Origin of the sequence: Geodermatophilus sabuli, from assembly GCF_900215145.1 — a bacterium.
Taxonomy (GTDB): domain Bacteria; phylum Actinomycetota; class Actinomycetes; order Mycobacteriales; family Geodermatophilaceae; genus Geodermatophilus; species Geodermatophilus sabuli.
The window spans coordinates 832,344-854,270 of sequence record NZ_OBDO01000001.1 but is presented as its reverse complement, the minus strand read 5'-3'; the positions used below and the strand labels follow the sequence as shown (position 1 = coordinate 854,270).

The 21,927-nt window shown below is 75.1% G+C and carries 22 protein-coding genes, 1 pseudogene and 1 riboswitch; of the genes and pseudogenes, 15 read left to right on the top strand and 8 right to left on the bottom strand.

Annotated features, from left to right (window positions below; translation table 11 throughout):
- The first annotated feature begins 197 nt into the window (after window positions 1–197).
- The 6 genes from CRP39_RS04095 to CRP39_RS04070 are packed head-to-tail and all read left to right on the top strand — an operon-like array spanning window position 198 to window position 5,538.
- Window positions 198–710 carry a YbaK/EbsC family protein gene (locus CRP39_RS04095; RefSeq protein WP_097204563.1) on the top strand — a complete coding sequence of 171 codons (513 nt, stop codon included), beginning with the start codon at window positions 198–200 and terminating at the stop codon, window positions 708–710.
- Window positions 707–1,294: a GNAT family N-acetyltransferase gene (locus CRP39_RS04090; protein ID WP_097204562.1), complete on the top strand. Its 588-nt coding sequence runs from the start codon at window positions 707–709 to the stop codon at window positions 1,292–1,294. The genes CRP39_RS04095 and CRP39_RS04090 overlap by 4 nt, the downstream gene beginning before the upstream one ends.
- Window positions 1,291–2,934, top strand: coding sequence for a phytoene desaturase family protein (locus CRP39_RS04085; protein WP_097204560.1), 1,644 nt, complete (start codon window positions 1,291–1,293; stop codon window positions 2,932–2,934). Before CRP39_RS04090 ends, CRP39_RS04085 begins: the two co-directional genes overlap by 4 nt.
- Window positions 2,931–3,740 (top strand): carotenoid biosynthesis protein, encoded by an 810-nt coding sequence (locus CRP39_RS04080; protein ID WP_097204558.1) that lies wholly within the window; start codon window positions 2,931–2,933, stop codon window positions 3,738–3,740. Before CRP39_RS04085 ends, CRP39_RS04080 begins: the two co-directional genes overlap by 4 nt.
- Entirely contained in the window at window positions 3,737–4,891 is a 1,155-nt protein-coding gene (locus CRP39_RS04075) for a glycosyltransferase family A protein (protein ID WP_097204557.1), read from the top strand. The genes CRP39_RS04080 and CRP39_RS04075 overlap by 4 nt, the downstream gene beginning before the upstream one ends.
- Window positions 4,888–5,538, top strand: a complete 651-nt coding sequence (locus CRP39_RS04070) for a flavin reductase family protein (RefSeq protein ID WP_245853550.1) — start codon at window positions 4,888–4,890, stop codon at window positions 5,536–5,538. Before CRP39_RS04075 ends, CRP39_RS04070 begins: the two co-directional genes overlap by 4 nt.
- A gap of 99 nt (window positions 5,539–5,637) precedes the next feature.
- Here the strand turns inward: CRP39_RS04070 and CRP39_RS04065 are convergent, their stop codons facing one another.
- Entirely contained in the window at window positions 5,638–6,612 is a 975-nt protein-coding gene (locus CRP39_RS04065) for a carbohydrate kinase family protein (RefSeq protein ID WP_097204555.1), read from the bottom strand.
- A 119-nt stretch (window positions 6,613–6,731) separates the two neighbouring features.
- Window positions 6,732–7,388 (bottom strand): CDP-alcohol phosphatidyltransferase family protein, encoded by a 657-nt coding sequence (locus CRP39_RS27965; protein WP_097204553.1) that lies wholly within the window; start codon window positions 7,386–7,388, stop codon window positions 6,732–6,734.
- Between the two features lie 206 nt (window positions 7,389–7,594).
- Between CRP39_RS27965 and CRP39_RS04055 the strand changes: the two genes are divergently transcribed.
- Window positions 7,595–8,239, top strand: a complete 645-nt coding sequence (locus CRP39_RS04055; protein WP_097204552.1) for a hypothetical protein — start codon at window positions 7,595–7,597, stop codon at window positions 8,237–8,239.
- Here CRP39_RS04055 and metF read toward each other — a convergent pair.
- Window positions 8,229–9,131, bottom strand: coding sequence for a methylenetetrahydrofolate reductase [NAD(P)H] (metF, locus tag CRP39_RS04050; RefSeq protein WP_097204550.1), 903 nt, complete (start codon window positions 9,129–9,131; stop codon window positions 8,229–8,231). The genes CRP39_RS04055 and metF overlap by 11 nt on opposite strands.
- 176 nt (window positions 9,132–9,307) lie before the next feature.
- On the opposite strand from metF, the gene CRP39_RS04045 reads away from it, so the two are divergent.
- The 3 genes from CRP39_RS04045 to CRP39_RS04035 are packed head-to-tail and all read left to right on the top strand — an operon-like array spanning window position 9,308 to window position 12,926.
- On the top strand, window positions 9,308–10,432 hold the full coding sequence (locus tag CRP39_RS04045) for a polyprenyl synthetase family protein (RefSeq protein WP_097204548.1): 1,125 nt from the start codon (window positions 9,308–9,310) through the stop codon (window positions 10,430–10,432).
- On the top strand, window positions 10,432–11,979 hold the full coding sequence (crtI, locus tag CRP39_RS04040; protein ID WP_097204547.1) for a phytoene desaturase family protein: 1,548 nt from the start codon (window positions 10,432–10,434) through the stop codon (window positions 11,977–11,979). The genes CRP39_RS04045 and crtI overlap by 1 nt, the downstream gene beginning before the upstream one ends.
- On the top strand, window positions 11,976–12,926 hold the full coding sequence (locus CRP39_RS04035) for a phytoene/squalene synthase family protein (RefSeq protein ID WP_216359597.1): 951 nt from the start codon (window positions 11,976–11,978) through the stop codon (window positions 12,924–12,926). Before crtI ends, CRP39_RS04035 begins: the two co-directional genes overlap by 4 nt.
- Here CRP39_RS04035 and CRP39_RS27375 read toward each other — a convergent pair.
- From CRP39_RS27375 to CRP39_RS04020, 3 genes and pseudogenes are all read right to left on the bottom strand, one after another.
- Window positions 12,923–13,084, bottom strand: a pseudogene (locus CRP39_RS27375) (lycopene cyclase domain-containing protein); the annotation flags it as partial. The gene CRP39_RS04035 and the pseudogene CRP39_RS27375 overlap by 4 nt on opposite strands.
- Before the next feature lie 73 nt (window positions 13,085–13,157).
- Window positions 13,158–13,559, bottom strand: a complete 402-nt coding sequence (locus tag CRP39_RS04025; protein WP_097204545.1) for a lycopene cyclase domain-containing protein — start codon at window positions 13,557–13,559, stop codon at window positions 13,158–13,160.
- 7 nt (window positions 13,560–13,566) lie between these two features.
- A complete protein-coding gene (locus CRP39_RS04020) occupies window positions 13,567–13,890 on the bottom strand; it encodes an Rv2175c family DNA-binding protein (protein WP_097204543.1) in 324 nt (107 codons plus the stop codon).
- Window positions 13,891–13,960: 70 nt separating this feature from the next.
- Window positions 13,961–14,046: riboswitch (ZMP/ZTP riboswitch) on the top strand.
- Between the two features lie 27 nt (window positions 14,047–14,073).
- Here CRP39_RS04020 and CRP39_RS04015 point away from each other — a divergent pair.
- From CRP39_RS04015 to bfr, 5 genes are all read left to right on the top strand, one after another.
- Window positions 14,074–15,531, top strand: a complete 1,458-nt coding sequence (locus CRP39_RS04015) for a glycine hydroxymethyltransferase (protein ID WP_097204542.1) — start codon at window positions 14,074–14,076, stop codon at window positions 15,529–15,531.
- A 121-nt stretch (window positions 15,532–15,652) separates the two neighbouring features.
- Window positions 15,653–17,647 carry a Stk1 family PASTA domain-containing Ser/Thr kinase gene (gene pknB / locus CRP39_RS04010; protein WP_097204540.1) on the top strand — a complete coding sequence of 665 codons (1,995 nt, stop codon included), beginning with the start codon at window positions 15,653–15,655 and terminating at the stop codon, window positions 17,645–17,647.
- Window positions 17,648–17,676: 29 nt separating this feature from the next.
- Complete coding sequence (locus CRP39_RS04005) at window positions 17,677–18,594, top strand: deoxyribonuclease IV (RefSeq protein WP_097204538.1); 918 nt, start codon at window positions 17,677–17,679, stop codon at window positions 18,592–18,594.
- Between the two features lie 136 nt (window positions 18,595–18,730).
- The gene (locus tag CRP39_RS04000) at window positions 18,731–18,928 is read left to right on the top strand and encodes a (2Fe-2S)-binding protein (protein WP_097204536.1); all 198 of its coding nucleotides are present in this window, start codon (window positions 18,731–18,733) and stop codon (window positions 18,926–18,928) included.
- A gap of 92 nt (window positions 18,929–19,020) precedes the next feature.
- A complete protein-coding gene (gene bfr / locus CRP39_RS03995) occupies window positions 19,021–19,515 on the top strand; it encodes a bacterioferritin (protein ID WP_097204534.1) in 495 nt (164 codons plus the stop codon).
- Between the two features lie 51 nt (window positions 19,516–19,566).
- On the opposite strand, the gene CRP39_RS03990 is transcribed toward bfr, so the two are convergent.
- Both CRP39_RS03990 and CRP39_RS03985 read right to left on the bottom strand, forming a co-directional pair.
- Window positions 19,567–20,577, bottom strand: coding sequence for a threonine aldolase family protein (locus CRP39_RS03990; RefSeq protein ID WP_245853549.1), 1,011 nt, complete (start codon window positions 20,575–20,577; stop codon window positions 19,567–19,569).
- Entirely contained in the window at window positions 20,570–21,907 is a 1,338-nt protein-coding gene (locus tag CRP39_RS03985) for a class II 3-deoxy-7-phosphoheptulonate synthase (RefSeq protein ID WP_097204532.1), read from the bottom strand. Before CRP39_RS03985 ends, CRP39_RS03990 begins: the two co-directional genes overlap by 8 nt.
- Window positions 21,908–21,927: the final 20 nt, after the last annotated feature.

The window sequence follows — 21,927 nt, the reverse complement described above, 5'->3', positions numbered from 1 at the left end:
GGCCGGCCCGGCCCGCCGCACCGGGTGGGGAAGGACCCGGGAACGGCGGGAGGGCCGGCACGTCGTTCGAACGCGTGTTCGAACGACGTCGAGTAGACCCGACCCGGCTGACGACGTCAAGCCGGACGCGCGGGCCTGGGGAGACGACGGGCCCCGCGCGGCGGCGATCCGCCCGAGCCGATGGCAGGATCGGCCCCATGAGCCGACCCGAGCACCCGCGGGTGGCCGCCATCGCCCGACTCCTGGCCGAGTCCGGCGCGGCCGGGCAGGTGCTCGAACTGGCCGAGAGCGCCCGCACCGCCGCCGCGGCCGCCGCACAGCTCGGTGTCCCCGTCGGCGCGATCGCCAACAGCCTGGTCTTCGACGTCGCCGGCACGCCGTTGCTCGTGCTCACCAGCGGTGCCCACCGGGTCGACGTCCCCCAGGTCGCCGCCCTGCTGGGCGTCCCCGGCCTGCGACCGGGCTCCCCCGACTTCGTCCGCCGGCACACCGGCCACCCGATCGGCGGCGTCGCCCCGATCGGCCACCCCGAGCCGATCGGCACGCTCGTCGACATCGAACTGGCCCGCTACGAGCGGGTCTGGGTCGCCGCCGGGCACCCGCACGCGGTCTTCCCCACCACCTACGAGGAGCTGCTCCGGTTGACCTGCGGCACGGCCGCCGAGGTCGGCACCGGCCCCGTCGTCCCCGTGGAGGTGGCCGCACCGTGACCGGGACGACCCCCGCCACACGGGTCACCGAGCTCCCCACCGGCTGGCTGCGCGACCACATGCACGAGGCGCTGGCGATCTACGGCGCGGCCATGGGGTACTCGCCGTCGGTCGTGGCCGGCCGCTACGGCTACGCGATCCAGCACACCGAGCGCGCCGGTTTCCGGGCCGTGGGCGCCTTCGTGCAGACCCCGGAGGGCGAGCAGCTGGTCGGGTTCGGCTACGGCTACCTCGTGGCTCCCGGGCAGTGGTGGCACGACCAGGTGCGCGCGGCCCTGGACCGGCGGACGGCGAAGCGCTGGCTGCCCGGCGCCTTCGAGGTCTGCGAACTGCACGTCCACCCCGACCACCAGAGCCGTGGGCTGGGCCGTCAGCTGCTGCACGCGCTGGTGGCCGACCTGCCGTACCCGGCGGCCCTGCTGTCGACCCCGGACAACGACACCAAGGCCTTCCGGCTGTACCACGCCGACGGTTTCGTCGACCTCGCCCGCAACCACCACTTCCCCGGTGACTCGCGGCCCTTCGCGATCCTCGGTGTCCGCCTCCCGCTGCGCCCGCCGGCCCCGCGCTCCGACCCCACGTGACCGGTGGAGACGCCTCCGCCGACGCCGTCGTCGTCGGCGCGGGGCACAACGGGCTGGTCGCCGCCTGCTACCTGGCCCGCGCCGGGCTGGCCGTGGAGGTGGTCGAGGCCGACGAGGTGCTGGGCGGTGCGGTGTCCACCGTCGAACGCTGGCCCGGCGTCCGCGTCGACCGCGGCTCCAGCGCGCACGTGATCATCCGGCAGAGCGGCATCGTCGAGGAGCTCGACCTGGCCGCGCACGGCCTGCGCTACGTCGACTGCGACCCCTGGGGCTTCGCACCTGCCCCCTCCCTCGGCGACCCCGGTCCGGACGGCCGGCCGCTGGTCTTCTCCGTCGACCTGGACGCCACCTGCGCCTCGATCGAGGCCGCCTGCGGAGCCACCGACGCCGCCGCCTACCGGCGCTTCGTCGAGGTCTGGGCACCGCGCAGCCGGGCCGTGGCCGCCTCCTTCGGACGCCGCCCGAACGCCCCCGGACTGCTCCGCTCGTTCTGGCCACTGGGTGCCCCCGCCGATGGCCGGCCACGCACCCCCGGCGGCGACCTCGCCGTCGACTTCCTCGGGTCCGGGGACGCGCTGCTGGACCGGTGGTTCACCAGCGAGCGGCTCAAGGCGGCGCTGGCCTGGTTCGGTGCACAGTCGGGGCCGCCGGTGTCCGAGCCCGGCACCGCGGCGATGGTCGCCTGGGCGACGCTGCTGCACGACGTCCCGCCCGGGCACCCGGTCGGCGGCTCCGGCGGCCTGACCGCCGCCTTGCGCCGCCGGCTGGAGGCCGACGGCGGGCGGGTCACCCTCGGCGACGGCGCCGCCCGGCTCCTGGTGGACGACGGCCGGGTGGCCGGCGTGCAGACGGCGTCCGGGCGGCGGGTCACCGCCCCGGTGGTCGTCGCCGCCTGCCACGTGCTGGCCACCCGCGACCTGGCCGGCGAGCACGCCCCGCCCGCCCTCGCCGACGCCGACCCGCCACTGGGCAACGGCTTCGGCCTGGTCCTGCGCGCCCTCACCGACTCCCCACCGGTCTACCCGGGCGTGCCGCAGGAGCTGGCCCAGGGCGGGCTGCAGCTGCTGTGCACCGACCGCGCGCAGCTGGCCGCGGCCCACGGCGACTGGCGGGCCGGCCGGCTGCCCCGCGAGCCGGTCCCGCTGGCCATGTGCTTCTCGGCCACCGACGACACCCTCGCCCCGCCCGGGCAGCACGTCGTCACGGTGTGGGGGCAGTGGTACCCCTACGAGCCGGCCGACGGAGCGGACTGGGACGCCCTCGCCGAGGTCGAGGCGCAGCGGCTCCTGGCCGCTGTCGACCGGTACGCCCCCGGCTTCGCGGCGTCGGTACAGCGACTGTACGTCCAGACGCCGGTGCTGCTGGAACGGGAACTGTCGCTCCTGCGTGGCAACGTCATGCACGTGGAGATGGGTCTGGCCAGCATGTTCGCCTTCCGGCCCACCCCCGCCCTCGGCGGCTACCGGGTGCCGGGACTGCCCGGGCTCTACCTGGCCGGGGCCTCCACCCACCCCGGCGGCGGGGTGTCGGGCAACTCCGGGCGGACGGCGGCCCGCGTCGTCCTCGCCGACCGGCGGCTGCCCACGCGGGCCCGCGAGGCGGCCGGCCGCCTGGCCCGCCGGGTGCGGAGCCGGCGGTGACCCTCACCGAGTCGCGGCCCCGCGGCGCCACGGCCCGCCTGCCGTGGGCGCCGGCCGGGCTGCTGGTGCTGGTCGCCATCGCCTACCCGCTCACCGACGGCGCCACCCGCAACGCCGTCAGCTGGACCATCGTGCTGCTCGGTGCCGCGCTGTCGGTGGGTCACGCCGCGGCGAGCCGCGGCGCGCGCACCGGTGTCGGCGTCCTGCTGGTCACGGCGGTCACGGCGGTGGTCTTCGAGGCCGTCGGGCTGGCCACCGGAGTGCCCTACGGCGAGTACGGCTACAGCGACGACCTGGGCCCCACGCTGTTCGGCGTCCCGTTCCTCGTGCCGCTGGCCTGGCTGATGATGGCCTGGCCGAGCTGGCTGCTCGCCGCCCGGCTGACCCGCCACGTGCGCCCGTCCCGCCGCCGCCCGGCGCGCGTCGCCGTCGCCGCGGCGGCGTTCGCTGTCTGGGACGTCGTGCTCGACCCGCAGATGGTGCAGGCCGGGTACTGGACGTGGGCGCACCCGCAGCCGTCCCTGCCGGGCATCGACACGGTGCCGCTGACCAACCTGGCCGGCTGGCTGCTGGCCGGTCTGGTGCTCATGACGCTGCTCGACGGGCTCGTCGCCCGCACCGCGGCCGACCCGCCCCGCGTCGGTGACGGTGCCCCGATGCTCGCGCTGGGCTGGATGACCCTCGGCGGGGCGCTCGCGCATGCCGGCTGGCTCGGCCTGCCCGGATCGGCCGCCTGGGGGGTCGTCCTGGCCGCCCCGTTCCTCGTCGCGCTGGCGCTCCAGGCCAGGCGGGCGTCGGCCCGGTGAGCAGCCGGCTGCTGCGCGTCCTGTCCGGCGCGGCGGTCGCCGGCGCCCTGCACACCGCGGTCAACGCCGCGCTGCTGCGCCGTCCCCCCGAGCGGCCGCCGCCGGTGCGCCGGCCGGTGACCGTCGTGCTCCCGGTGCGCGACGAGGAGGCGCAGGTCGGCGACTGCCTGGCCGCGGTGCTGGCACAGGAGGCGCTCCCTGACCTGCGGGTGGTCGTCGTCGACGACGGCTCCACCGACGGCACCGCGGCGGCGGTCCGGGCCGTGGCCGACCCGCGGGTGCGACTGGTGACCGCCCCGGAGCCGCCGCCGGGCTGGCTGGGCAAGCCGCACGCCTGCACCGTCGGGGTCACCTCGGCCGACGGGAGGCCGGGCGACGCGGCCGACGACGGCGTGCTGGTCTTCGTCGACGCCGACGTCCGGCTCTTCCCCGACGCCGTGGCCGGTGCGGTGGCGCTGCTGGACCGGCACGGCCTGGACCTGGTCTCCCCGTGGCCCCGGCCGGTGACGGGCACGCTCGCCGAGCGACTGGTCCAGCCGCTCGGACCCTGGCTGTGGATGACGACGCTGCCGGTGCGGCTGGCCGAACGGTCGGCCCGGCCGTCACTGACCGCCGCCAACGGGCAGTTCCTGGTCGTGACGCGGGCCGGCTACGCGGCGGCCGGCGGCCACGGCGCGGTACGCGGCGAGGTGATCGAGGACGTCGCCCTGGCGCGCGCGGTGAAGCGGACCGGCGGACGGGCGGTCCCGGTCGACGGGTCCCGGCTGGCCGCATGCCGGATGTACTCGGGCTGGCGGGAGCTGCGGGCGGGGTACGCCAAGTCCCTCTGGGCGTCGGTGGGCGGGTCGCCGGCGGCGAGCGTGGCGGTAGCCGCCGCGCTGAGCGCGGTGGAGGTGCTGCCCGCGGTGGCCGCGCTGCGGGGCTCCCGGGCGGGGCTGGCCGGCTACGCGGCCGGGGTGGCCGGGCGGGCGGTGTCGGCGGCGGTGACCGGGAGCCGGGTGTGGCCGGACTCCCTGGCCCACCCGCTCTCGGTCCTGCTCTTCGACGTCCTGCTGGCCGACTCGGTGACCGGGCGACGCCGGGGCACCCTGTCCTGGCGCGGCCGCCCGGTGGGCGCGACCCGGCCGGCGCGGGAGACGATGAGCCGGTGACCAGCCCGATCGCGCGTGTGCAGTTCGACCCGGCGGCCATGGACAGCGGCGCGTTCTACCGGGTGCTCAACTCGGTGGTGGTGCCGCGCCCGATCGCATGGGTGACCAGCCGCTCGGCCGAGGGCGTGGTCAACCTGGCGCCGCACTCCTTCTACACGGTGGCCTGCGTCGACCCGCCGGTCGTGCAGTTCACCTCCGTGGGCCGCAAGGACTCGCTGCGCAACGTCGAGGCCACCGGCGAGTTCATCGTCAGCCTGGCCCCCGAGCCGCTGTTCGAGCAGGTCAACGCGACCGGCACCGACTTCCCGCACGGGGTCAGCGAGGCCGAGGAGTGCGGCGTGCGGCTGGAGCCGGGCGAGCGGGTGTCGGTGCCGCGCGTCGCGGAGTCGCCGGTCAGCGTGGAGTGCACGCTGCACTCCACGCTGCGGCTGGGCGACAGCACGGTGGTGTTCGGCCGGGTCGAGGTCATCAGCGTGTGGGAGAGCGCGGTCCGCGACGGCCGGCCGCGGATCGAGCACCTCCAGCCCCTGGCCCGCCTCGGGGGCAACGAGTGGTCGACGCTCGGCGAGATCAAGGAGATCCGGCGGATCTCCTATCGCCGCTGGAGCGAGGACCCGTCGATCGGCGAGCACGTCCGCGAGGAGTGACGCGATGACGAGGGTCCCTGATCGCGCGGCCTCCTCCCTCACCGCCCACCGTGAGGGTGGACGCCCGGTGATCAGGTCACCTGATCCCAGCCGCACACGTCATGGCAGGTGTGGGGCGATCTCGTCGGCGGCGTCGGCGCCGAACGCGGCGGCGAACCGCTCCAGGAACGGCTGCTTGTGCAGCTCGTACTCCTGGGTGCCGACGACCTCCACCGCCTCGGTGGCCACGGCCGACCCCAGCTGAGCGGCCCGCTCGAAGCCCAGACCCCACATCCGCCCGGCGATGAACCCGGCCCGCAGCGCGTCGCCGCCGCCGGTCGGCTCGACCGGCTTGGTCTCGGGGACGGCGATGACCGGGATCGGCTCGGCCCCGGCCTGCCGCACCTGCACGCCGGCCGACGCCCGGGTGGTGACCCACGTGCCGACACGGTCGAGCACCTCGGCGTCGGACCACCCGGTCTTCTGCAGCAGCAGCGCGGCCTCGTACTCGTTGGTGAACAGCACGTCGGCGCCGTTCACCAGCTCGCGGATCATCCCGCCGTCGGCCCAGGCCAGCTGCTGGCTGGGGTCGGCGGCGAAGCGGTAGCCGCGGGTCCGGCACTCCTGGGTGTGCCGGACCATCGCGGTCGGGTCGTTGGGGCCGACGACGACCAGATCCGGCTCGCCCACGCGGCGGGCGACCGGCGCGAGCTCGATGGACGACGCCTCGCTCATCGCGCCCGAGTAGAAGGACGCGATCTGGTTGTTCACCGCGTCGGTGGTGCACACGAACCGGGCGGTGTGCTTGAACTCCGACCAGTGCACGCTGCCGGTGTCGACCCCGTGCCGGGACAGCCAGGCCTCGTAGTCGGCGAAGTCGCTGCCGACCGCACCGACGAGCACCGGGCCCAGCCCCAGCAGCCCGAGCCCGAAGGCCATGTTCGCGCCCGCGCCGCCACGGTGCTGCACCAGATCGTCGACCAGGAAGGACAGCGAGACGTTCTCCATCTGGCCCTCGACGAACTGCTCGGTGAACTTCCCGGGGAAGGTCATCAGGTGGTCGGTGGCGATGGATCCGGTGACGACGACGGGCACGGGGCGCTCCCTCGGGGACGGTCGCTGAGACGGCCCGCGCGGTGTCGGGTCGAGGTGGACGGCGGGGGTGCCGGGACCCGACCAGCCTAGGAGGCGACCCGGCACGCCGCGCTCCGGCATCAGTCGGCCAGCGCCCGGCGCAACGCCGTCCCGAGCTGCGCGACCCCGACGACGCCGAGCAGGCACCCCACGGCCGTGCCGGCCGTCACCACCTCGGCGGCGAGGTCCAGGCCGGCGAGCACCCCGGCCCCGCCGAGGGTGAAGCCGGTCATCGCCACGCGGGTCGGACGCTCCCAGACCGAGACGGCGCCGGTCTCGGAGACCCCGGCCTGCCCGGCGCGGGCGCGCAGGTAGTCCGGCAGCCAGCACAGCGCGCCGTAGGCGGCGGCCAGCCAGCCGGGCGCGCCGGCCGCCCACAGCGCGGCGGCGAAGGCGGCCTCGCTGAGCCGGTCCACCGCGGAGTCGAGCACGAACCCGCGGCGGGAGGCCCGGCCGGTGGCGATGGCCAGGGCGCCGTCGAGGGAGTCGAGGACGGCGGAGACGCCGATGAGCGGACCGGCCAGCACCAGCCACGCACCGCCGGCCCAGGCGGGGACGACGGCGGCGACCGCGACGACCAGGCCGAGCGCGGTGGCCGCGATGGGCGGCACCCGGGCCAGCGGGCGGGCGGCGGCGTAGGCGGCCGACAGCCAGCCCCGGACCAGCCGGCTGTCCGCGGGGTCGGTGCCGCCGTGCCAGGCCGACCACGCGGCGAGGTACTCCTCCCGGCTCAGCACGGCGTCCTCCCCACGCGGGGAAGTCCACCAGGCCGGCCCTCCTCCGGCGAGACCGGGGAGCGTGGACGCCTGCCGGCCGCCGCCTCCTCCGCCCCCCTGCCGTCGCGTTCCGGGGGCCGCGGCCCTCGCCGCCGTCGTCGTCCTGGTCGCCGCCGCGGGGCCGACGTCACGCATGCACCGGCCGCACCGGCGGGTAGGGCACCGGCATGGCAGTCATCAGCGACGCGGTCGTCGTCGACGTCCTCCGCCGGGTCGACCGGCTCACCGCCCCGCTGGTCCGGCGGCTGGGCCGGCCACGGGCGCTGCCGCGGGACGAGCGCGACCGGTGGTGGTCCGACCAGGTGCCGCTGGTGGCCGCCGGGATCAGCGCAGCGCCACGGATCGCCGGCAAGCTCGCCGACCTGCTGCCCCTGCAGAACACCGTCGGGTCGGCGGTGCAGGCTCTCGTCATCGGCGGGGTGGCCACCGAGCACGGGGTCGAGGACCCGGCCGAGCGGGTGTCACTGCTCGCCCGGGTGCTGCTCGACCGCGACCTCGCCGTGGAGCAGGTCCGGCCGCTGCTGCAACCCGCCAAGGGCGCCTACGCCGACGAGGCCTTCGGCGCCCGGACCCGGCGCGCCGGCGTCCTGGGCAACGTACGCACGCTCTGGCGGGTCTCCCGCCTGCTCAGCCGGATCGACGACACCCTCGACGCCCGTCCCAAGGGCAGGCTGCACCACCGCTTCCTGGCCAACCTGCCCGTGGTCGGGGTGGTCGGTGGCTACGCCGCCGAGCGCGAGGCGCTGCGCCGGGCCGCCGCGGCCGCGGCCGCGGCGGCGGCGACGCCGGACCCGGCGCCGGTCAGTGGGTAGCGGGGACCGCGGCCAGGTTGGCGTACACCTCTCGGGTAGCCGTGGAGCGGTTCATGGTGATGAAGTGGATGCCGGGGACGCCCTCGTCCAGCAGCGTCCGGCACAGCTGCGTGGCCACCTCGACGCCGTAGGCGCGAACGGCCGCCTTGTCCTCCGGGCGGTCCCCGTCGAGCTGGGCGAACCGGGCCGCCAGGTGTGCCGGGAACGCCTGACCCGACAGCTGCACGATGCGGGTGATCTGCCGGGCGTTGGTCACCGGCATCACCCCGGCGATGATCGGGACGTCGCAGCCACGGCCGGCCACGCGGTCACGCAGCCGCAGGTAGTCCTCGGCCCGGAAGAACATCTGGGTGATCGCGAAGTCGGCCCCGGCGCGGCACTTGCGCACGAACATCTCGACGTCGCTGTCGAAGTCCGGCGAGCGCGGGTGGCGCTCGGGGAAGGCGGCCACCCCGACGCTGAAGTCGCCCATCGAGCGGATGAGGTCCACCAGCTCGGCGGCGTAGGTCAGCCCCTCCGGGTGGGCCACCCACTCCGCCTGCGGGTCCGCGCCGGGCGGGTCACCGCGCAGGGCCAGCAGGTTGCGCACCCCGGCGGCGGCCAGGCGGCTGACGACGTGCCGCAGCTCCGCGACGCTGTGGTCGACGGCGGTCAGGTGCGCCAGCGGCGTCATCGTCGTCTCGGTGGCGATCCGCTCGGTCACCGACACCGTGCCCTCGCGGGTGGAGCCACCGGCGCCGTAGGTCACCGACACGAAGGACGGGCGCAGCCGCTCCAGCTCGCGCAACGCCGTCCACAGCTGCGCGGCGCCGTCGGGGGTCTTCGGCGGGAAGAACTCGAACGACCACGTCGGCCGCCCGTGGGCGAGCAGGTCCCGCACGGTGCCGGTCATGGGGGCACAGGATACGGACCGGTTTGTCCCGCCGGGCTGCATCCACCCGGTGTCGTCCGGGTGAAGAGAACGGAGCAGGCGTGCACGTCCGGAACGAGGAGGCTGGTCCGTTGACCCTGGTGCAGGACACCCCACAGGCCGTGCAGGTCCCAGCACCGGCAGGCGATACTTGGTCGATGACCGCCGGGGCGCGCACGCGCGGGACCACTGCCCTCCCCGCCGCTCCGCCGGCCGCCGCCGAGGTGGACCGGGTCCGCGCCGCGGTGCACATCGCCCTCACCGGCTTCCTCGACGAGCAGCGGGACGTCCTCGCCGCGATGGACCCCGCGCTGCTCCCCGTGGCCGACGAGGTCCGCGCCCTGGCCGACGGCGGCAAGCGGCTGCGCCCGCTGTTCGCCTACTGGGGCTGGCGGGCGACCCGCGGCGCGGACGCGACGGAGGACGACGCCGCGGTGCTCCGGGCCGTCGCCGCCCTGGAGTTCGTGCACGCCAGCGCGCTGGTCCACGACGACGTCATGGACGGCGCCCTCACCCGCCGCGGCCGCCCGGCGACCCACGTGGGCTTCGCCGCCCGGCACGGCGACGGCCGGCTCGCCGGGGACGGCGAGACGTTCGGGGTCGGCGCCGCGATCCTCGTGGGCGACCTGGCGCTGGTGTGGTCCGACGAGCTGCTCCGCCGCTCCGGCCTGTCGCCGGCCACCCTCATCCGGGCCCGCGCCGTCTGGGACACCATGCGCACCGAGGTCACCGCGGGCCAGTACCTGGACCTGCTCCGCGCCGCCGGCGGGCTGCCCGGGGCGCAGGGTGCGCTGACCGTCGCCCGGTACAAGAGCGCCGGGTACACCGTGCAGCGGCCGCTGCAGCTCGGTGCCGCCATCGCCGGGGCAGGCCGCGAGGCCGCCGAGGTCTGCACCGCGATCGGGCTGCCCCTCGGGGAGGCCTTCCAGCTCCGCGACGACGTCCTCGGGGTGTTCGGGGACCCGTCGGTCACCGGGAAGTCCGCCGACGACGACCTGCGCGAGGGCAAGCAGACCCTGCTCATCGCCCTGGCCGAGGAGGCCACGGACGACGCCGGCCGACGCCTGCTGGCCGACCTGCTCGGCAACCCCGACGCCTCCACGGCGGACTTCGACGCGCTGCGGTCGCTGATCGAGGCCACGGGCGCCCGCGCCCGGGTCGAGGACCGCATCGCCGACCGGACCGAGCTCGCGCGCACCGCCATCGCCGAGGCGCCGTTCGCCGAGGACGCTCGCGCCGCGCTCGACGTACTGGCCGTGGCCGCCACCACCCGCACCGCCTGATGGTCCGGACCGTCCCCGGGCGCACCGATCGCGTGGTCGTGGTGGGCGCCGGGCTGGCCGGCCTGTCCGCCGCGCTGCGGCTGCGCGGCGCCGGGCGGGAGGTGACCGTCGTCGAGCGGGGGCCCGGCCCCGGTGGCCGCGCCGGGCGCATCGAGGAGCGCGGCTACGCCCTCGACACCGGCCCGTCGGTGTTCACCGCCCCGGAGCTCATCGCCGACACCCTCGCGGCGGTCGGCGAGCGGCTGGAGGACCGGCTGACCCTGACCCCGCTGGACACCACCTACCGCGCCCAGTTCGCCGACGGCTCGCACCTGGACGTGCACGCCGACCCCGACGCGTTCGCGGCGGAGGTGGCGGCCCTGTGCGGGTCGGGCGAGGCCGCCGCGCTGCGCCGCTACCTCGCCGACCTCGCCGAGCTCTACCGCCTGCAGCTGGACACCTTCATCGACCGCAACCTCGACACCCCGCTGGACCTGCTCGGCCCGGAGCTGGTGGCGCTGGCCCGCCGCGGCGGGTTCGGGCGGCTGTCCCGGCACGTGGCGCGGGCCTTCACCGACGACCGGCTGCGCCGGCTGTTCAGCTTCCAGGCCCTCTACGCCGGGGTCAGCCCGCAGCGGGCGATCGCCGCCTACGCCGTGATCGCCCAGCTCGACATCGGCGCCGGCGTGTGGCACCCGGCCGGCGGGATCGTCGCCGTCCCCCGGGCGCTGGCCGCCGCGGCCGCCGACGCCGGCGTCGTCCTCCGGTACGGCTGCGGCGTGCGCGAGCTGGAGCTGACCGGGGCACGGGCCACGGGCGTGCTGCTCGACGACGGCGAGCGGGTGCCGGCCGACGCCCTCGTCGTCACCGTCGACCAGCCCGAGCGCCTGGTGCCGGGGTTCGCGCGCCGCCGCCGGCCGGTCTACTCGCCGTCGTGCGTCGCGCTGCACGTCGGCGTGCGCGCCGAGCTGCCGGGCCAGGCGCACCACACGATCAGCTTCGGCACCGCGTGGGAGGAGGTGTTCGACGAGCTCACCCGGTTCGGCCGGCCCATGACCGACCCCAGCCTGCTGGTGAGCATGCCCTCGCGCACCGACCGCAGCCTGGCGCCCGACGGCGGCCAGGTGCTCAGCATCGTGGCCCCCACGCCGAACCTGGACCGGCGCAGCGGCGGCAACCCCGACCTGGACTGGCCGGCGCTGGGCCCCCGCTACCGCGACGAGGTGCTGGCCACCCTGGAGACGCGCGGCTGGACCGGCCTGACCGGCGCCATCGAGGTCGAGCACATGGACACCCCGCTGACCTGGGCGGCGCAGGGCATGGCCGCCGGGACGCCGTTCGCGCTGGCCCACACCTTCGGCCAGACCGGCCCGTTCCGGACGCCGACCCTCCCCCGCCGCGGGCCGGAGAACGTCGTCCTCGCCGGGTCGTCGGTGCAACCGGGAGTGGGGGTGCCGATGGTGGTCATCAGCGGCCGGCTCGCCGCCGAGCGCATCACCGGCCCCGAGCACATCCGCGGATCCGCACGGGGCACGTCCGCCGAGGTACCTGCGAGGGAGGCCCGGTGACCGCCACCGAACGGCTGACGACGGCGCAGCGGCAGGCGCGCCTCGACGCCGCCTACCGGCACTGCGCCGCGATCGCCGCCCGCCACGGCAAGAGCTACCACCTGGCCACCCGGCTGCTGACGCCTGACCGCCGCCCGGCAGTGCACGCGCTCTACGCGGCCGCCCGCACCGCCGACGACCTCGTCGACCACCCCGGCGCCGACCCGGCCGGCGACCTCGCCGACTGGTCCCGCGCCGCGCTCGCGGAGCTGGAGGCTGGCTGGTCCGACGACCCGGTGCGGCTGGCCCTGGTGCACACCTACCGCCGCTACGACATCGCCGTGGAGCACCTCGTCGACTTCCTCGCCGCGATGACCAGCGACCTCGACGTGACCGGATACGCCGACATGGACGCCCTCGACCGGTACATGTGGGGCTCGGCGTCGGTCATCGGCCTGCAGGTGCTGCCGGTGCTGGGCACCGCGCGGGGGGTCGCCCGCGAGGAGGCCGCGCCGCACGCGATCGCGCTGGGCGAGGCGTTCCAGCTGACCAACTTCCTGCGCGACGTCGCCGAGGACGTCGACCGCGGCCGGGTCTACCTGCCCGCCGACCTCATGGCCGCGCACGGGGTGACCCGGGAGCAGCTCGAGGCCAAGCGGTACGACGCGCGTTTCCGGGAGCTCATGCGGGAGATGGTGGCGATCGTGCGGCGCCGCTACGACGACGCCGCGCCCGGGACGCCGCTGCTCGCGCCGGAGTCCCGCGACTGCGTGCGCGCGGCCACCGCCCTCTACGGCGGCATCCTCACCGAGATCGAGCGGGCCGACTACCGGGTGCTCGACCGCCGGGTGTCGGTGTCCAAGCCGCGGCGCCTGGCGGTGTTCGCCTGCCGGTTGACCGCCGCCCAGCTGGCCAGGGTGAGGGTGACCATCGCGAAGCCGAACAGCAGGTCCTCGACCGGGGCGTAGGCGATCCGCGGGCCCCAGATCGCGTCCGGGTCGTACACGACCACCTCCAGGCCGGTGAGCACGCCGTTCATCAGCAGCTGGAACGTGATGATGATCGCGTAGGCCACCCAGAACACCGGCCGGGTGACCATGCGGGTGCGGTAGACGGCCAGGTCCACGACGAGGACCGCGACGACCGCGACGACCGCCAACGTCGAGTAGCTCACCACCGGGCCTCGGCTTCCTCGGTGCTCATCTGGCCGACTCCGTGCCCCGGTCCGCTCCTCGCTCGTTCCTCGCTGCGATGCTCCCAGGGCTGTCGTCGACCGCGGGGTAGCCGGCGTCCCAGCCGGTCACCCGCCGCACCGCCTCCAGCGCCAGCACCGAGCACAGCGGGACGACGAGGAAGAAGAGCACCTCCTCCACCGGGATGCCGCCCGGCAGCCGGACGCCGAGGGTGCGGGTGTCGGAGTAGTCCCAGTGACCCTGTGCGATCGCGTACAGCACCCAGACGACGAAGACGGCGAACTCCGGGACGACGGCGACCAGCAGCCGCCGCCAGCGCGCGTAGACCCGCACCCGCAGCACCAGCTCCAGCGGCGCGGTGACGACGAGGCAGCCGGCCAGGAGCGCCAGGTACGTCAGGGAGCCCACCCCGGACTCAGAACGCCAGCGCCTGGGCCCGGCGGGTGACCTCGGTGTGCCGGTCGCTGCGCAGCGCGTCCACCGGGGTGCCCGGCAGCGACTCGTCCGGGCGGAACAGCCACTCGAAGACCTCCTCGTCGCTGAACCCGCCGTCCTTGAGGACGGTGATGAGCCCCGGCAGGTGCCGCAGGACGGCGCCGTCCTGCAGGAAGTCGGTCGGGATCTTGCTGTTGCCGCTGCCGGGCACGGCCATGAGCTTGTGCTCGCGCAGCAACTGGCGGACCCGGTTCGGCGAGATGCCGAGGACGGCGGCGACCTCCGCGGGGGTGAGCGTCTCCATGACGTGCGAGCCTATGGCGCCCCGGCGGCGGACACCGGCGGGACCGGTCCCGGGGCCACGGCTAGGATCGCTGCGGGGCCGTGACTGGCGCATCGAGGTGGGACCGACCACCGGGGAGCGGCCCGCACCACCCCGCCGGGCGCCTGGGCACCTCCCCGAGTCGACCCCCGCTGGAGGGCTCCCATGACCGACGCCACCGCCCCCTTCGACGCCGCCACCGCGACGGCGGCCTACCGCAGCGCCCTGCAGGTCATCGGCGCCGTCGAGCCCCGCGTGGCCGACGCGATCGGCGCGGAGCTCGCCGACCAGCGTGCCTCGCTGAAGCTCATCGCCAGCGAGAACTACGCCAGCCCCGCGGTGCTGCTGACGATGGGCAACTGGTTCAGCGACAAGTACGCCGAGGGCACCGTCGGGCACCGCTTCTACGCCGGCTGCCAGAACGTCGACACCGTCGAGGCGCTGGCCGCCGAGCACGCCCGGGAGCTGTTCGGCGCGCCGCACGCCTACGTGCAGCCGCACTCGGGCATCGACGCCAACCTGGTCGCCTTCTGGGCGGTGCTGGCCACCCGCGTGGAGGCGCCGGCCCTCGAGAAGGCCGGCGTCCGGCACGTCAACGAGCTCACCGACGACGACTGGCGCGACCTGCGCCACGCCCTGGGCGACCAGCGGATGCTCGGCATGTCCCTGGACGCCGGCGGCCACCTCACCCACGGGTTCCGGCCCAACATCAGCGGCAAGATGTTCGAGCAGTCCTCCTACGGCACCGACCCGGGGACGGGGCTGCTCGACTACGACGCCGTCCGCGAGCGGGCCCGCGAGTTCCGCCCGCTGATCCTCATGGCCGGCTACTCCGCCTACCCGCGCCGCGTCGACTTCGCGAAGATGCGCGAGATCGCCGACGAGGTCGGCGCCACCTTCGTCGTCGACATGGCCCACTTCGCCGGGCTGGTCGCCGGGAAGGTGCTCACCGGCGACTTCGACCCGGTGCCGCACGCGCACGTCACCACGACCACCACGCACAAGTCGCTGCGCGGTCCGCGCGGCGGCATGGTGCTGGCCCAGCCGGAGTACGCCGACGCCGTCGACCGCGGCTGCCCGATGGTGCTGGGCGGCCCGCTCCCCCACGTCATGGCCGCCAAGGCCGTCTCCTTCGCCGAGGCCCGCCGTCCGGAGTTCGCCGGGTACGCGCAGGCCGTCGCCGACAACGCGCAGAGCCTCGCCGAGGGCCTGGCCCGCCGCGGCGCCACGCTGGTCACCGGCGGCACCGACAACCACCTCGTGCTCGTCGACGTCACCTCCTTCGGGCTGACCGGCCGGCAGGCGGAGTCCGCCCTCCTGGACGCCGGCATCGTCACCAACCGCAACGCCGTCCCGGCCGACCCCAACGGCGCCTGGTACACCTCCGGCGTCCGGCTGGGCACGCCCGCGCTGACCACCCGCGGCTTCGGGGCGGCCGAGTTCGACCGCACCGCCGAGCTCATCGTCGACGTCCTGGCCGGCACCACGCCGACCGCCACCCGCGACGGCGGGGTGTCCAAGGCCAAGTACACGACGACCGACGGCCTGGCCGACCGGACTCGTGCGGCCGCCGCCGAGCTCCTCGACGCGCACCCGCTGTACCCCGGACTCGACCTGGACTGAGGGGCCCGCCCTCCCGTCGCGGGCCCGGGCTCCCGGGGCGGGTGTGACGGGTGAACCGCCACACCGGTCACACCCGCGTGTGCAGGCGGCGGACTCGTCCGTCGCTCCTACACTCGACCGGGTGGACACCGCCGTCACCGACCCCGTGGTCGGCCTCGTTCTCGAGGGGCGCTACCGCCTCGAGGAGCGGCTGGCGCGCGGTGGCATGTCCACCGTCTACGCCGCCACCGACCTGCGGCTGCACCGCACCGTCGCGGTCAAGGTCATGGCCGAGCACCTCATGCACGACCCCACGTTCGTCGACCGGTTCACCCGCGAGGCGCGGGCCGCGGCGATGCTCAGCCACCCCAACGTCGTGTCGGTCAGCGACCAGGGCAGCGACCAGGGCTTGGTGTTCCTCGTCATGGAGCTGGTCCGCGGCCGCACCCTGCGCGACCTGCTGCAGGCCCGCGGCCGGCTCACCGTCGGCGAGGCGTTCGCCGTCCTGGAGCCGGTCCTCTCCGGGCTGACCGCCGCGCACCGGGCGGGCATCGTGCACCGCGACATCAAGCCGGAGAACGTCCTCATCGGGACCGACGGCGTCGTGAAGGTCGCCGACTTCGGCCTCGCCCGCGCGCTCACCGGCACCGGGCAGACCAGCCACACCGGCGGGGTGTTGATCGGCACCGTCGCCTACCTCTCCCCCGAGCAGCTCGAGCGGGGCAAGGCCGACGCGCGCAGCGACGTGTACGCCGCCGGGGTCGTGCTGTTCGAGATGCTCACCGGCCACCCGCCCTACGGGGGCGACACCCCGCTGGCGGTGGCCTACCAGCACGTGCACCACGACATGCCCGTCCCGTCGGAGGAGGTGCCGGGCCTCCCGTGGGAGGTCGACGAGCTCGTCGCCCGCACCACCCGCCGTGACCCCGCCGTCCGACCTCTGGACGCCGGAGCGTTCCTCGCCGACCTCGAGGACGTGCGCAACGACCTCGGCATCGAGCGGGTGCCGGTGCCGACCGGCCGCAGCACCGCCGGCCCGGGCACGCTGCGCCCCACGAACCGGCCCAGCCGGCCGCGGCACCCCAGCGACCCCGGCCCCTCCGACGGCACGGAGGTGCTCGGTACCACCGGCACCCGCCCGGGGCGGGGCGCGCGGACGTCGATGCTGCCCGGCATGGGTCCCGGCCCGACCACCGACGTCGCCGGCCGCCGCCCACCCCTGGAGCAGCGCCGCCCCGGCGTGCCCCAGCACATCCGGCGTCGGCGCGCCCGCCTCGCCGTCGCGATCGTGCTGCTGCTGGCCGTCACCATCGGCGCCGTCGGCTGGTGGATGGGGTCCGGCCGCTGGACGACGGTCCCCTCCCTCGTCGGCAAGGAGCAGGCCGCCGCCATCGACCTGCTGCAGGAGGCGGGGCTGGACCCCGACTGCTGCGAGGAGCAGTTCAGCGAGGAGGTCGCCGCCGGTGTGGTCATCGCGGCCGACCCCGAGGGCGGCGAGGCGATCCGCGGCACCGACGTCCGGCTGACCGTCTCCAAGGGCCCCGAGCGGTTCGAGGTGGACCCGGCGCTGATCGGCCGCCCACTCGAGGAGGTCCAGGCGGCGATCGAGGCCAGCATCCCCGTCGCCATCTCGGTCGTGCAGGACTACGACAACAAGATCCCGGTCGGTTCCGTCACCGGCTTCGAGCCGGAGGCGGGCACGGACCTGATGCGCGACCAGCCGCTGACGGTCTTCGTCAGCCGCGGGCACGAGCCGGTGACCGTCCCGGCCGTCGTCGGTCTGCCCCCGGAGGAGGCGACGGCCAACCTGCAGGCCCTCGGCTTCACCGTCGAGCGGTCCGAGGGACGCAGCGCGGACGTCGACGCCGGCGAGGTCATGGCGGTCTCGCCGGCCGCCGGTCAGCAGGCGCCGCACCAGAGCACCGTGACCATCCAGGTGTCGGCCGGCCTGCCCCAGGTGACGGTCCCCGACGTGGTCGGCAAGAGCGAGGACGAGGCGGTCGCCGCCCTCGAGGCCGCCGGCCTGCAGGCGAAGGTCAGCCAGTTCTTCGGCAACCGCGTGCTGCGGCAGACCCCCAGCGCCGGTGAGGTCGTCGACATCGGCACGTCGGTGACGATCCTGGTCACCTTCGGATAGGACTGAGGACACTGCACACACCCCCCGGTGTGCCGCCGATCGGCGCGCACATCCAGATCAAGGGCGGCCTCGCCAAGGGCGGCCTGGCCTACACCGACGCCGTCGCCGCGCGCGCCGTGCAGGTCTTCGTCGGCAACCCCCGCGGGTGGAAGCTCACCGCGGGTAACCCGGCGCAGGACGCCCTGTTCGCCGAGGGCTGCGCCGAGCGCGGGGTGCCCTCGTTCATCCACACGCCGTTCCTGGTGAACGTCGGCTCCCCGACCGAGGCCACCGTCGAGCAGTCGATCGCCTCGATCGCGCACAACCTGGCCCGCGGTGCCGAGCTCGGCTGCCATGGCGTCGTCGTCCACGCGGGCTCCGCCGTCGGCGAGGACCGCTACGAGGACGCCCTGCGCCAGCTGCACGAGCGGCTGCTGCCGGTCCTGGAGGCCGCCCCCGACGACGGGCCGCACCTGCTGGTCGAGCCGACCGCCGGCGGGGGCAAGTCGCTCGCCGCCACCGTCGAGGACCTCGGCCCGTACCTGGCGGCGCTGGAGCACCACCCGCTGGTCGGCGTCTGCTTCGACACCTGCCACGCCTGGGCGGCCGGCCACGACCTCGCCACCCCCGGCGGGATGACCGCCACGCTCGACGCCCTGGAGGCCACCGTGGGCCCGGGCCGGCTGGGGCTGGTGCACGCCAACGACTCCCTGGACGAGTGCGGCTCCCGCCGCGACCGGCACACCACCATCGGCGCCGGCACCATCGGCAGTGGCGCGTACGGCACCGGTCCGTTCGCCGAGCTGCTGGCGCACCCGTCGATGGCCGGCGTCCCCGTCGTCGTGGAGACCCCGTCGGAGCGGGACGGTGTCGCCTGGGCCGGTCACGCCGCCGATATCGCCCTGCTCAACGACCTCGCGGCCCTCCGGACCACACCGCAGCCGGGCGCCGTCCGCCTGGCGAGCTGAGCCGTCCCGGGACCAATGACTCGGTCAGGCCGCACACTCCAGGCACCCGGGTCTGGGCACAGTGACCCTTGGCACACTGGAGAGGCTGGGCTAAGTTAGGCGTGCCTTTCCTTCCCCTGCCCCGGGAGTGCCGCGCGTGTACGTCTGCATCTGCTTCGCCGTCAGCGAGTCCCAGCTGGTCGACGTGATCGACGACGGCGCGCGCACCGAGGAGGAGGTCGGCGACGCCTGCGGCGCGGGCACCGGTTGCGGCAACTGCCTGGACCGCATCTGCGATCGGCTGCGCGCCGCCGATCCGCTGCACGGCCTGGAGCTCCGCGAGACCGTCGCCTGAGGGCAGGCTGCCCATGCTGAGGTCGACCTGAGTTCGGCCGGGGTCCCAGCGGGCCACTAACCTCGGCCGCAGTCGAGCCGAGGAGGAGCGCCATGCAGGGTGACGCACGGGTCATCGAGTACCTGAACGAGCAGCTGACCAGCGAGCTCACGGCCATCAACCAGTACTTCCTGCACGCCAAGATGCAGGCCAACTGGGGCTACAACAAGCTCGCCAAGCACACCCGCGACGAGTCGATCGAGGAGATGACCCACGCGGAGCGGCTGACCGACCGCATCCTCTTCCTCGAGGGCCTGCCGAACTACCAGAAGCTGCTGCCGCTGCGGATCGGGCAGACCGTCCGCGAGCAGTTCGAGTCCGACATGGCCGTCGAGGTCGAGGTCCTGGCGCGGCTGCGTGAGGCGATCCCGTACTGCGAGTCGGTCGGCGACCGCGTCAGCAAGAACCTGTTCGAGGAGATCCTCGCCGACGAGGAACACCACATCGACTACCTCGAGACCCAGCTGCACCTGCTCGACACCCTGGGCGAGCAGCTGTACCTGGCCGGCCAGATCGAGCACCCGACGCCCGGCGACCACGCCGAGTAGGCCCCACCCGACACGAGGCCCGCACCCCGCCGGGGTGCGGGCCCGCTCGCGTCACCGGCCGAGGACCCCGCTCAGGACGTCGGCCGCCCGCTCGATGCCCGCCCGGTCGACGTCGAGGTGGGTGACCAGCCGGATCCGGCGTGGACCGACCTGGGAGACCAGCACCCCCTGGGCCTTGGCGGCCTCGGCGACGACCGGCGCCGCGACGTCGTCCAGCACGACGATGTTGGTCTCGACGGTGGCCGGGTCGACGCCGAGCCGCTTGGCCAGCAGCCGCGCGTGCTCGTGGTCCTCGGCCAGCCGGGCCAGGTGGTGGTCCAGGGCGTACACCCCGGCCGCGGCGAGGACGCCGGCCTGCCGCATGCCCCCGCCGAGGCGCTTGCGCCACAGCCGGCCGGCCGCGATCCGCTCGGCCGAGGCGACCAGCACCGAGCCCACCGGCGCACCCAGGCCCTTGGACAGGCACACCGAGGCGGTGTCGGCCAGCCGCCCGTAGGTGGCGAGGTCGATCCCGGTGGCGACCGAGGCGTTGACCAGCCGGGCCCCGTCGAGGTGGACGGCGACCCCGGCCTCCCGCGACCAGTCCCACAGCCGCCGCAACTGCTCCAGCGGCTGCACCAGCCCGCCGCCGCGGTTGTGGGTGTTCTCGACGGCGACCGCGGCCGTGGCGGTCAGGTGCCAGTCGGTCCTCGGCCGCACCTGGGCGATGAGCTGGTCGGCGTCCAGCCGGCCCCCGGCCGACACCACCGTGCGCGTCGAGATGCCGAACACCGCCGCCGCGGCACCCATCTCGTAGGTGACCACGTGCGCGTCGGCGTCGCAGAGCACCTCCTGGCCGGGCTCGCAGACCAGGCGCATGCCGATCTGGTTGCCCATGGTCCCGGAGGGCACGAACAGCGCCGCCTCGTGGCCCAGGAGGCCGGCGACCCGTTCCTCGAGCGCGCGGATCGACGGGTCCTCGCCGTAGACGTCGTCGCCGACCTCCGCCTCGGCCATCGCCCGGCGCATCGCCGGAGTCGGCCGCGTGACGGTGTCGGAGCGCAGGTCGATCAGGTCAGCCACGCAGCATCTCGGCGACCAGGAACGCCAGCTCCAGCGACTGCCCGGTGTTCAGCCGCGGGTCGCAGGCCGTCTCGTACCGGCTGTTGAGGTCCTCGTCGCTGATCTCCATGGCCCCGCCGAGGCACTCGGTGACGTCCTCACCGGTGAGCTCGACGTGGATGCCGCCGGGCCAGGTGCCCAGCGCCCGGTGGACGTCGAAGAAGCCGAGCACCTCGTCGACGATGCGGTCGAAGTGCCGGGTCTTGTACCCGGTGGAGGACTCGTGGGTGTTGCCGTGCATCGGGTCGCACTGCCACACGACCTGGTGCCCGCTGGCGGTGACCTTCTCGACGATCGCCGGGAGGACGTCGCGGATCTTGCCGTTGCCCATCCGGCTGATGAGGGTCAGCCGCCCGGGGATGCCCTCGGGGTCCAGCCGCTCGACCAGCTCGGTGGCCTGCTCGGGCGTCGTCGTCGGGCCGATCTTGACGCCGATCGGGTTGGCGATCCGCGACATGAACTCCACGTGCGCGCCGTCGAGCTGGCGGGTGCGCTCACCGATCCAGACGAAGTGCGCCGAGGAGGCGTAGGGCCGGCCGTCGTGCACGCGCAGCAGCGCCCGCTCGTAGTCGAGGATCAGCGCCTCGTGGCTGTTGTAGAGCTCCACGCCGCGCAGTGCGGCGTCGTCGACCCCGCACGCCTTCATGAACCCCAGCGCCCGGTCGATCTCGCGGGCGATGACCTCGTAGCGCACCCCGGCCGGGGAGTTGGCCACGAAGTCCTTGTTCCAGTCGTGGACGGCGTGCAGGTCGGCCATGCCGCCGCGCGCGTAGGCGCGGATCATGTTCATCGCCGCGGCGGAGTTGGCGTAGGCGCGCACCAGCCGGTACGGGTCGGGGATGCGCTGCTCGAGCACCGGCTCCAGCGCGTTGACCATGTCGCCCCGGTAGGAGGGCAGGCCCAGCGCGTCGATGTTCGACGACCGCGGCTTGGCGTACTGACCGGCGACCCGCCCCACCTTGACCACCGGCACGCTGGCGCCGTACGTGAGCACGACGGCCATCTGCAGCAGCGTGCGCGTGGTGCTCTGCAGGTGCGCGTCGGTGTTCAGGTCGAAGGTCTCCGCGCAGTCGCCGCCCTGCAGCAGGAACGCCCGGCCCTGCGCGACCTCGGCCAGGCGGGTGCGCAGCTCGTCGACCTCGCTGGGGGCGACGATCGGCGGCACCGACGACAGGGTGGACAGGACGGCGTCCAGCGCTGCACGGTCCGGCCACTCCGGCTGCTGGGCAGCCGGCAGCTCACGCCACCGGTCGAGGCCGGGGACCACATCGGCGGGATCGGGGAGACTCACGCCTACAGAGGGTACGGCGG

Coding starts and splice junctions, on each gene's coding strand:
- crtI (WP_097204547.1), top strand. CDS start 10,432: ATGGTCCGGACCGTCCCCGGGCGCACCGATCGCGTGGTCGTGGTGGGC.
- CRP39_RS04045 (WP_097204548.1), top strand. CDS start 9,308: ATGACCGCCGGGGCGCGCACGCGCGGGACCACTGCCCTCCCCGCCGCT.
- CRP39_RS04095 (WP_097204563.1), top strand. CDS start 198: ATGAGCCGACCCGAGCACCCGCGGGTGGCCGCCATCGCCCGACTCCTG.
- CRP39_RS04015 (WP_097204542.1), top strand. CDS start 14,074: ATGACCGACGCCACCGCCCCCTTCGACGCCGCCACCGCGACGGCGGCC.
- metF (WP_097204550.1), bottom strand. CDS start 9,131: ATGACCGGCACCGTGCGGGACCTGCTCGCCCACGGGCGGCCGACGTGG.
- CRP39_RS04055 (WP_097204552.1), top strand. CDS start 7,595: ATGGCAGTCATCAGCGACGCGGTCGTCGTCGACGTCCTCCGCCGGGTC.
- CRP39_RS04020 (WP_097204543.1), bottom strand. CDS start 13,890: ATGGAGACGCTCACCCCCGCGGAGGTCGCCGCCGTCCTCGGCATCTCG.
- bfr (WP_097204534.1), top strand. CDS start 19,021: ATGCAGGGTGACGCACGGGTCATCGAGTACCTGAACGAGCAGCTGACC.